The 9,177-nt window shown below is 68.4% G+C and carries 16 protein-coding genes and 1 pseudogene; 7 read left to right on the top strand and 10 right to left on the bottom strand.

Features of this window, described 5'->3' with window-relative positions:
• Positions 1-369 precede the first annotated feature (369 nt).
• Positions 370-2,534: pseudogene (locus K0H76_RS05810) on the top strand (ATP-dependent DNA helicase UvrD2).
• A gap of 129 nt (positions 2,535-2,663) precedes the next feature.
• Here K0H76_RS05810 and K0H76_RS05815 read toward each other — a convergent pair.
• The 8 genes from K0H76_RS05815 to K0H76_RS05850 form a co-directional block, all read right to left on the bottom strand.
• Positions 2,664-2,993 (bottom strand): HtaA domain-containing protein, encoded by a 330-nt coding sequence (locus K0H76_RS05815; RefSeq protein ID WP_258934787.1) that lies wholly within the window; start codon positions 2,991-2,993, stop codon positions 2,664-2,666.
• Complete coding sequence (locus K0H76_RS05820; RefSeq protein WP_258934788.1) at positions 2,990-3,472, bottom strand: cytochrome P450; 483 nt, start codon at positions 3,470-3,472, stop codon at positions 2,990-2,992. Before K0H76_RS05820 ends, K0H76_RS05815 begins: the two co-directional genes overlap by 4 nt.
• Before the next feature lie 26 nt (positions 3,473-3,498).
• Entirely contained in the window at positions 3,499-3,729 is a 231-nt protein-coding gene (locus K0H76_RS05825; RefSeq protein ID WP_258934789.1) for a hypothetical protein, read from the bottom strand.
• Between the two features lie 274 nt (positions 3,730-4,003).
• Entirely contained in the window at positions 4,004-4,129 is a 126-nt protein-coding gene (locus K0H76_RS05830) for a hypothetical protein (protein WP_258934790.1), read from the bottom strand.
• Between the two features lie 99 nt (positions 4,130-4,228).
• Positions 4,229-4,459, bottom strand: a complete 231-nt coding sequence (locus tag K0H76_RS05835; protein ID WP_258934791.1) for a 2Fe-2S iron-sulfur cluster binding domain-containing protein — start codon at positions 4,457-4,459, stop codon at positions 4,229-4,231.
• A complete protein-coding gene (locus tag K0H76_RS05840; RefSeq protein WP_258934792.1) occupies positions 4,456-4,899 on the bottom strand; it encodes a hypothetical protein in 444 nt (147 codons plus the stop codon). The genes K0H76_RS05835 and K0H76_RS05840 overlap by 4 nt, the downstream gene beginning before the upstream one ends.
• A gap of 14 nt (positions 4,900-4,913) precedes the next feature.
• The gene (locus K0H76_RS05845) at positions 4,914-5,216 is read right to left on the bottom strand and encodes a hypothetical protein (RefSeq protein WP_258934793.1); all 303 of its coding nucleotides are present in this window, start codon (positions 5,214-5,216) and stop codon (positions 4,914-4,916) included.
• Positions 5,217-5,218: 2 nt separating this feature from the next.
• The gene (locus K0H76_RS05850; RefSeq protein WP_258935345.1) at positions 5,219-5,788 is read right to left on the bottom strand and encodes an ABC transporter substrate-binding protein; all 570 of its coding nucleotides are present in this window, start codon (positions 5,786-5,788) and stop codon (positions 5,219-5,221) included.
• A 502-nt stretch (positions 5,789-6,290) separates the two neighbouring features.
• Between K0H76_RS05850 and K0H76_RS05855 the strand changes: the two genes are divergently transcribed.
• Entirely contained in the window at positions 6,291-6,740 is a 450-nt protein-coding gene (locus K0H76_RS05855; RefSeq protein WP_258934794.1) for a helix-turn-helix domain-containing protein, read from the top strand.
• Entirely contained in the window at positions 6,737-6,973 is a 237-nt protein-coding gene (locus K0H76_RS05860; protein ID WP_258934795.1) for a hypothetical protein, read from the top strand. Before K0H76_RS05855 ends, K0H76_RS05860 begins: the two co-directional genes overlap by 4 nt.
• A gap of 166 nt (positions 6,974-7,139) precedes the next feature.
• Here K0H76_RS05860 and K0H76_RS05865 read toward each other — a convergent pair whose 3' ends face one another.
• Both K0H76_RS05865 and K0H76_RS05870 read right to left on the bottom strand, forming a co-directional pair.
• Positions 7,140-7,343, bottom strand: a complete 204-nt coding sequence (locus K0H76_RS05865; protein WP_258935346.1) for a M48 family metallopeptidase — start codon at positions 7,341-7,343, stop codon at positions 7,140-7,142.
• A gap of 84 nt (positions 7,344-7,427) precedes the next feature.
• Positions 7,428-7,712: a hypothetical protein gene (locus K0H76_RS05870; protein WP_258934796.1), complete on the bottom strand. Its 285-nt coding sequence runs from the start codon at positions 7,710-7,712 to the stop codon at positions 7,428-7,430.
• 66 nt (positions 7,713-7,778) lie between these two features.
• Between K0H76_RS05870 and K0H76_RS05875 the strand changes: the two genes are divergently transcribed.
• The 4 genes from K0H76_RS05875 to K0H76_RS05890 all read left to right on the top strand — a co-directional run bounded on the left by K0H76_RS05875 (position 7,779) and on the right by K0H76_RS05890 (position 9,170).
• A complete protein-coding gene (locus K0H76_RS05875; RefSeq protein ID WP_258934797.1) occupies positions 7,779-8,177 on the top strand; it encodes a hypothetical protein in 399 nt (132 codons plus the stop codon).
• Between the two features lie 130 nt (positions 8,178-8,307).
• A complete protein-coding gene (locus K0H76_RS05880; RefSeq protein ID WP_258934798.1) occupies positions 8,308-8,469 on the top strand; it encodes a hypothetical protein in 162 nt (53 codons plus the stop codon).
• Between the two features lie 120 nt (positions 8,470-8,589).
• Positions 8,590-8,883, top strand: coding sequence for a hypothetical protein (locus K0H76_RS05885; RefSeq protein WP_258934799.1), 294 nt, complete (start codon positions 8,590-8,592; stop codon positions 8,881-8,883).
• Positions 8,862-9,170: a zinc-dependent metalloprotease gene (locus K0H76_RS05890; protein WP_258934800.1), complete on the top strand. Its 309-nt coding sequence runs from the start codon at positions 8,862-8,864 to the stop codon at positions 9,168-9,170. Before K0H76_RS05885 ends, K0H76_RS05890 begins: the two co-directional genes overlap by 22 nt.
• Positions 9,171-9,177 lie beyond the last annotated feature (7 nt).

The following is a 9,177-nucleotide window of genomic DNA, read 5'->3' on the forward strand; positions in this document are numbered from 1 at the left end:
GGGAAGCTCCGCGCGGATCGAGGTGGAGAAGCCGCGCAGGACCTGGACTTCGGTCTCCAGACGCATAGCTGCTTGGGCATGCTGAGGCGCACGGACCCGCCACCGGTTCTCGGCGGCATCGGTGACGACGGCGGAGGCGAAGTCACGGGCGTCGTCAGCCGCGGAGGCCACCCCGGTGGGGGCGAGCCCCGGCACAGCGCGCGTCGCCAGCGCCGCCAGTTCCATCGATGTCCATCGCACGGATGCAAGCCTAGGAGCGCGGAGGGCCCGTGCTCGGCTGAAACGCCGGGGAGGGGGCGTGCAGTGGAGAGGGGCGGGCCTGTGGATCGACCCGGCAGCTCGTCAGCTGCGGCGGATACGGTAGAGGCCATGCAATCAGCCGAAGCAGTCCTGCACGGACTCGACGACGAGCAGCGCGCGGCCGCATCCACTCTTACGGGGCCCCTGTGCATCCTTGCCGGGGCGGGGACGGGCAAGACGCGGGCGATCACGCACCGCATCGCCTATGGGGTCCGTGCGGGCGTCTACGATCCGCACCGCGTGCTGGCCGTGACGTTCACCGCCTCGCGCTGCCGCAGAGATGAGGTCACGGCTCACGGTCTGGGCGCGCCCGGGGTTCAGGCGCGCACCTTCCATGCAGCCGCCCTGCGGCAGCTCCAGTACTTCTGGCCCATTTCGGTGGGAGGCCAGATGCCGCAGCTGCTGGACCACAAGGTCCGGCTGATCGCCGAGGCGGCCAAACGCCTGCGGCTCACCACGGACAGGGCCTCCCTGCGGGACTTCGCCTCGGAGGTCGAGTGGGCGAAGGTCTCGACCATCACCCCCGAGGACTACGCGGCGGCGGCAGCGGGCCGGGATCAGCTTACAGGGCTTGACCATGCGAGCTTCGCCCGCCTCTATGCCGCCTATGAGGAGCTGAAGGACGACCAGCACGTCATCGACTTCGAGGATGTGCTGCTTCTGACCGCCGGGATGCTCACTGAGGACGAGCGTGTCGCCGCCCAGGTCCGGCAGCAGTACAGACACTTTGTGGTGGACGAGTTCCAGGACGTCTCCCTCTGCAGCAGCGGCTCCTGGACCTGTGGCTCGGCGGCCGCGAGGAGATCTGCGTGGTGGGCGATGCGGCTCAGACCATCTACTCCTTCACCGGGGCCAGCCCGCGGTACCTCCTGGAGTTCCGCGCGCTACCAGCAGGCTGAGGTGGTGAAGCTGGTGCGGGACTATCGGTCCACGCCCCAGGTGGTGAAGCTGGCCAACACTCTTCTGGCCGAGCGCAGCGCCGAGCAGCCCAGGCTTCAGCGCCGCACCGACTGGAAGCGGTCGACGGGCGAGCAGGCAGAGGACCCGCCCGAGTGGCCCGACCCGCTGCAGCTGATCTCTCAGCGCGACGCGGGCCCGGACCCCAGCATCACCCAGCACCCCGACGATGATGCGGAGGCCGCCTGGATCGCCTCGGAGATAGCCCGCCTCTCCGAGGAGGGGACGCCGCTGAGCGAGGTTGCGGTGCTGTACCGGACCAATGGGCAGTCGCAGACCTTCGAGCAGGCTTTGGCCACCGCCGGGATCTCGTACCAGCTGCGCGGCTCCGAGAGGTTCTTCTCGCGCCGGGAGGTCAGGAGGCGCTGGCGGCCCTGCGCACCACCTCGATGGTGGACTCCGACGAGACGGTGCCCCAGGCGGTGCGGGCGGTGCTGTCCTCGCTGGGCTGGGCCGAGAAGGCACCGACCTCCGCCGGTGCGGTGCGTGAGCGGTGGGAGTCTCTGGCCGCACTGGTCTCGCTGGCGGATGACCTCTCGGCTGAGCGCGAGGGATTCACGATGCGGCATCTGCTCGCTGAGCTGGAGGAGCGATCCGCGGCTCAGCATGCGCCCACGGTGGAGGGGGTCACGCTGGCCTCGCTGCATTCGGCCAAGGGCCTGGAGTGGGACGCTGTGTTCCTCGCAGGCCTGTGCGAGGGCCTGATGCCGATCAGCTTCGCCCAGACGCAGGCTGAGGTGGACGAGGAGCGGCGCCTTCTCTATGTGGGCATCACACGGGCGCGGAAGCATCTGTCGCTGAGCTCATCCGCGGCGCGTCATGCGGGCGGCAGGGGTCGGCGCAAGCCCTCGCGCTTCCTCGAGCCGCTCCGCGCGGAGCTGGGACTGGAGCCGACTGTGCGGAAGATCGCGCCCGGGTCAGGACGGCGGAGCCCGAATGCGGCGTCGCGGAAGAAGACGGCCGTCTGTGCGACATGCGGAACCGTGCTCACCGTCGCGACCCAGGTGCGCCGCCAGCGCTGCGAGGACTGTCCGCCCAGGTACGATCCCGAGCTGTTCGAGGCGCTGCGGGAGTGGAGGCGGCAGGCCGCTCAGGAGGCGGGCCGCCCGGCGTTCATGATCTTCGCGGACGCGGAGCTGGAGATCATCGCTGAGCACCGGCCGGAGGCTTCCGATGAGGCGCTGCTGAAGCTCCCCGGGATCGGCCCGAAGAAGCTTGAGACGCATGGCGACGGCCTCAAGAGCGTGCTGCAGGAGCATGCTCCCGAGGTCGCATAGACGAGCGGGCCCGAAGCACACGGCCCACTGAATCGCCGGGCAGGTACCTGCCCATGAAGAGGTCGGTGCCCTCCTCAGTGAGGATGGCCTCCCACCAGCCCGGGCCTCCGCTCGGCCCGTCCTGCGGCCTCATATGCGCCAGAGGCAGCTCCCAGCCGTCATCGCCGCCGTCCCCGACGAAGAGCATCCTCTGCGTGCCCTCACCCTCGATGCGGGGTCTGACAGGCATACGTCGAGCATCTGCTGATGGCCCGTAAATCGCAGCGTGCCGGAGAACCGCTCGTCCTGCGGCCCCAGCGGCGGGCGGCCCTCGAAGCAGAACAGGTCGAGGCCGGACTCCTCGTCGCGTCGGCGGGCTCCCGTGTGGGTCACGGCTCCGTCGGGGAGCGCCTCGATGTACTGGGTGAAGGAGGGCTTGAACTCCCACCACAGTGCGTCGGCTGGGTCGGCTCCTCTCATGCGAGCGTCATCTCCAGCGGGAGCCGCTCCCACCCCTGGAGCGTGTTGTTCAGGTGGCGGGTGGGCTCTTCGGGGAGGCGGAGGCTCTCGACCCGGGGCAGGATGGCCTGGAGGAGGCAGACGGCCTCCAACCGCGCGACGTGCTGTCCGACGCACTGGTGCAGTCCGCTGCCGAAGGCGACGTGTCCGGAGGGGTCGCGTGACAGGTCGAATCGGTCCGGGTCCTCCCATCGCCGGGGGTCCCGGTTCGCGGAGCCGAGGAACATCAGGATCTTGTGCCCGTCGGGGATGACGACGTCGCCGACCCGGACATCGCTCAGAGCGGTGCGGAAGAAGGTCTGCACCGGCGACTCCAGTCGGAATGCCTCCTCGACGGCCGCTCGCGCCAGCTGCGGTTCGCGGCGCAGCCTCTGGTACTCCTCCGGGTTCGTCGCCAGGTGGTAGAGCACCGCTGCGATGCCGTACACGGTGGTGTCCACTCCTGCGGTCAGCAGGGATCTGACGATCAGGGGGCCTGCTCCTCTGTGATGTCCAGGCGGTCAGCGGCCTGCCAGATGTCCGCGCCGAAGCCCTTGTCGCTCAGCCGTTCGCGGCGGCACTGCTCGTTCACCCACCCGATCAGCTGGGGAAGCTGCTCTGCGCGCTGGGCGACGAGCTCATTGTCCGGTCCGAAGGCGTTGAAGGCATGGTCGCCGTAGGGGAGGAGGTGCTCGAGGCCGCTGCCGTCGAGCCCCACTGCTCGTGGGAAGACGCGCAGGGGTACGCCTCGGCGAGGTCTTCGACGGCCTCCAGGGAGAGGACTCCGCCGGAGGGCGCTCTGCGGTCGATGATCTCGGAGACGAGGGACTCGGCCGTCTGCGACCAGGACTCCCTGAACCGGCGCAGCTGACGGGGCCCCAGGACTTTGGAGAGGACCGCTCGCGGCGCATCGTGCCGGGGCGGGTCGGTTTCGAGCAGGACGCTGGGCGGGCGCCACGGCTTCTCGTAGCGGAAGTTCGACAGGCCGACGCTTACTCCGCTGGAGAACTCCTGCCAGTTCTCGAGGGCCTCCTGACTTCCTCGTACCGAGCCATGGCGTAGACGTTGTAGGCGGAGAGGTGCACCACGGGCCCGAGCTCGCGCAGCTGATGGTGCATCGCACCGGGGCCCTGAGGTTCTCAGGAATGAACGGGTCCAGCTCCGAGACCGGGGCTGGGCGGGTGTGCTGTTCGGCGGCGAGGCTCATGGGAGCTCCTTCACAGGTCGAGGACGAGGGTCTTGGACAGCGACCGGGAGACGCAGGGGTAGACGCAGGCGCCCTCGTCGCGCTCCTGCTCATCCAGGATGCTGTCGCGGTGGTCCGGCTCCCCGCGGAGCACGGAGAGCTCGCAGGTGCCGCATACTCCCTGGCCGCAGGACATGACGACCTCCGTGCCGCCGGCGCGCAGCGCTTCGCCGATCGTCTGGTCCGCTTCGGCGCGAATCACCCGGCCGCTCTGCGCCAGGGTGATGTCGTAGGGGAGGAGTCGATGCTCTGGGACTGTGCCCGTCCCGTGAACCGCTCGGTGCGGATGCGTGGGCCTGAGAACCGGTCACGGAGGGCCTCCGCGTCGTCGAGCAGGGGGTTGGGGCCGCACGCGTAGACGAGGCAGTCATCGGGCATCTCGCCCAGCCATGCGGCGATGTCCTGCCGTCCGGCATCGTGCGAGCAGTGGACCTGGACCCGGTCCCCGTGAGGGGCGAGCTCCGGCAGGTAGGCCAGTGCGGAGCTGCGGCGTCCCAGGTAGAGCAGGCGCCAATCTGCTTCGAGCTCCGCGGCCTGCCGAATCATGGGCAGCAGAGGTGTGATGCCTATTCCCCCTGCAATGAAGCGGTAGCTGGAGGCGGGGCCCAGGCGGAAGTTGTTCCTCGGTCCGCCGAATCGCACGGCCGTCCCCGGAGTCAGGGTGTGGGCCTCGGCGGAGCCGCCTCGGCCGTCGGGGTGCGCAGCACGGCGATCCGGTATGAGAGGGGATCCATCCGGTCGCCGCACAGTGAGTACTGCCTCACACTGCCGCTGGGCAGGATCAGGTCGATGTGGGATCCGGGCGTCCAGTCGGGCAGTCGGCCCCCTTCGGGCCTGCCCAGCGTCAGTTCGACGATGTCGGACGTCAGGGTTCTCCGGCTGAGCACCGTGAGCGTGTCGGCCGAGGCCTTCGGTGAGGTGCGATCGGCCGACGGGGAGGGGTGAGGAGCAATGGTCATGGTCACTCGGCCTCGAACACCATGTCCTCGATGCTGAAGCTCTCATCGAGCATGCCGTAGCCCTCCATGAGCTCAACCATGCGCTGAAGCCATTCGAGGTCCAGATCCGACTGGTACTGCGGCAGCTCCATGTCTTCGATGAGGTCCTCCTCGAGCATGGTGAAGGTGGGCACCAGGTCGCGGGTGATGTCGCCGTCGTCGTTGAGCTCCTGGGTGGACTCGCTCATCGCTGCCTGGAAGGCGCGGAGTATCTCGGGGTTCTCTTCGGCGAACTCCTCTGTGGTGACCCATCCGGCGACGGGCGCTCCCTCCATCTCCCCGGAGAACAGGTTGTCGATGCGCTTGTAGCCCTCGTTGGCTGCCATGGTCTGGAAGGGCTCCACCTGCCAGATCGCGTCGACGCTGCCGCTGTCCAGGGCGCTGCGCATATCGGGGTTGGGCATCTCGACGAGATTGATGTCCTCCGGCGACTCTCCTGCGGCCTCCATGTGTGAGTAGTAGGCGATCGTCCCGATGTTCTGCAGGTTGTTGACCGTCGCGGTCGTTCCTGCGAGGTCGTCGAGGGATTCGATGTCCGAGTCGGGGAGACGAACACTCCGTGGTCATCGGCTCCGACGTCGTTGGCGGCGACGATGACGAGCGGCAGGCCCTGAGCGTTCGCGAGGACCGCCGAGGTGTAGTTCGAGTAGGTGATGTCGTACTGGCCTGAGACCAGAGCCGCGATCGCTTCGGCTCCGCCTTCGGTCTCGACGAGCTCGACGTCGAGGTTGTGCGCGTCGAAGAGCCCGTTCTCGACCCGTGCACGGCCGTAGCTGTGTGGGCCAGCGGGAAGTATCCGACGGCTGCCTCTGAGGTTTCGGCAGGCATCTCCTCCTCGTCATCTGCGACGGCGTCGGAGCAGCCCGTGAGGGCGAGGGAGGCGATGCTGACGAATGCTGCGGTGCGCAGCGTCCGGTGGTTGCTTGTCATGGTGCTCTCCTTTGAGCGTGCCGATCATGTACTCCTGAGTGTGAGCTGTGACACACTTTGCGCATAGTTCGATTTCGACTGAGCGGAAAGACCGGAGGGATCCTGATGCCCGGAGCTGAGCAGTCCGAGTCGGTGCTGGCCCGCCACCTGCGCGTGCTGGACGCCTTCAACATGGATGCCGCTTTCCTGACGCTGTCCCAGATAGCAGCGCGCACGCAGCTCCCTGTGTCCACCGTGCATCGCCTGATCGGCATTCTTGAGCACGAGAAGCTCGTGGAGCGGATGCCCGATCGCAGCTACCGGCTGGGCATCAGGCTGTGGGAGCTTGCCAGCCGAACGCCCGGGGCGCTGGGCCTGCGCGAGATCGCCATGCCCTTCATGCAGTGGGCCCACAACCAGGTGCGGCAGCATGTGCAGCTGGGCGTGATGAGCGAGTACGACGTTCTCTTCCTCGAGCGGCTCTCCGCTCGCTCTGCCGTCGTCAACGCCACGGTGATCGGGGGCCGTATTCCCTTGCCGCCTCAAGCAGCGGCCATGTCCTCCTCGCCCAGATGAGCGAGGACTTTGTGGAGCGGCTCGTGGCGGCGGGCGTCCCCAGACTGACCTCCAAGACGCCGACCACGGTCGAGGAGATCAGGGCCATCCAGGCCCAGGTGAAGAGCCAGGGCCACGCGGTCGGCAACGGTCTGGTCCATCCCGACGCGCGCGGCATTGCGGTGCCCATTCGCAGCAGCGACGGGGCGGTCGTGGCCGCATTGGGGGTGGTGGTCGCCAACGATGACGAGTAAGCAGGTCCTTACGTGGAGCTGCTGAAGCGGGCGGCCAGGGGATCGCGGGTGCCCTTCGTGCGTCCTATCTTCCGCCCGGTCATCCCGGGCCCTGCCGGGCGCCCGCTATCGGGCTCTGGTGAACTCTTCGGACAAGTCGATGGAGTACTTCGAGCAGCTCGGGGGCCTAGGACGGTGAGTGCGCCTGCGTCGGCGCTGCCTCGAGGTGCTGCTCCGCCCAGCTGACCCCGGCCAGGAAGGCGTCGGCCTCGGCGGTCCGCGGGTACTTAGCGACCAGACGGACGAACGCGGGTCCGTGGCCCGGCTCGATGAGGTGAGCCAGTTCGTGGACGAGCACCGAGTCCACCACCCACCCGGGCATCTCCTTCAGACGGGAGGAGAGTCTGATGGTCCTTGAGGCAGACGTCGTGGAGCCCCAGCGGCGGAGCTGCTGGGCGGACCAGGTGACGGATGCCTACTCGGCCTCACCGTCGAGATATTCGTCCGAGAGTCGGCGCGCACGTTCGGCCAGGGCGTGATCGCCGCCTGCTCCGCCGGAGCCCCGGGCGCTGAGCCGCTTGCGGAAGGCCCGTGCGTGCTTCTCGATCTCTCTGCGGCTTGTGCGGGCAGGTACGCGGAGCCGGAGCACGCCCCGGACCTGGTCGCCTGAGATCGTTCGTCGGCGACGTGCCGACCGAATGACGATGACGTCGGCGCCGTCCACGGTGATGCGCTCTTCGCTCTGCCTCTCTGCGGTCACAGCCGCCCACTGTAGTGCCTGTGGACAGCGACGGCGGCGGAGGCCGTTTCGACCCAGAATGTCCTCATGACTCCTCGCGCCGCGCCCCGTGTCCATGCTCGCCGCCAACTGGCCACCGTCCTCATCGACGGGGCATCGCCGGTGGGCCTGCGGGTCGCGGAGCACCTGGCGCGCTCAGGGCTCGGAACGCTGCTGCTGCGCGACGCAGCCCCGGTGGGAGCGGCGGATCTGCGGCAGGCTGCAGGCGCTCTCGGCTATCGGGCGCTGCATCAGGGGCGGCGGCGTGAGGATGCGGCCGTGGAGGAGCTGAAGCTGGTGGGAGCCGACGCCGCGGTGCTGGCTGCGCCGGAGGACTTCGGCACCGCGGGTGTGGATCTGCACATTGCTCTGGGCGACTCCTCGAGAAGCTTCTGGGCCGTGTGCGCCCAGCGGTGGAGGAGGGGCAGGGGGCGCTGCCGGTGGTGATCGGAGACCGGGAATGGCGGATCGGCCCGCTTCTGACGCGTGAGGGCGGCGTCTGTCCGGACTGTCTGCTGGCGGAGGCGGCGCCTTCGGAGGATCCGCAAGGGGGCTGGACGAGGCGGATGCTTCGCTGGTGGCCGCTGCGGTGGCTCAGCAGGCGCTGCGGCTGGTCGACGGCAGCACCGCGGCGGCGGTGGAGCAGCACACGCTGTGGGGAGGTCTGGAGTCGGGACGGCTGGGCTGTTCGGAGGCAGAGGCCGCCGATCGCTGCGACTGTCTGTTCGCCCGCCTCTGAGGGGTGATCGGTCTGCGGCTTATCCCTTCGGCGAACTGAGAGGCGGTGCCTCGGGTGTGGGGGCTACCCTTGGTCACAGAGGTCAGCACGCCCAGACCAATGCCTCAAGGAGCGTGACGCGTGAGCGACAACAGCCAGAACCCAGGCCAAGGGGACAGCCAGGACCCCGAGGAGATGCTGCGGCGCCTCTTCGGCGAGGCCTTCCCCGACGGGGACAAGGACGAGCCGGACGAGGAGTCGAAGACCGACGAGGACTCCGAGCAGAGCGGAAAGAGCCGGGGCCCGAGTATGGGCTTCACCGGCAGCCCCGGCAGTGGGGATCGCAGGGCGGTCAGCAGAACCCCTTCGCAGGGTTCGACCCCTCGATGCTCGGCGGATCCGGACCGTTCGGAATGGACCCCAACAACCCGATGATGCAGCAGATCATGGGGCAGGTGCAGGCCATGTTCTCCGCCATGCAGAACGATGAGGGCTCCGGTCCGGTGAATTGGGAGGTCGCCGAATCGGCGGCGCTCTCGGCGGCTGCGGAGGACGACCCGTCGGTCACTCCGGGCGAGCAGCACCAGATCGATTCCGCCCTGCGACTGGCTGACATGTGGCTCAATGAGTCGACGGTCTTCGAGGCGCAGAGCCAGATCGGACAGGGCTGGACCCGCTTAAGCAGTGGATCGAGCAGACCTCCGAGTCATGGCAGCGGCTGAGCCAGCC

The organism is Nesterenkonia pannonica, from assembly GCF_019575955.1.
Classification (GTDB): domain Bacteria; phylum Actinomycetota; class Actinomycetes; order Actinomycetales; family Micrococcaceae; genus Nesterenkonia; species Nesterenkonia pannonica.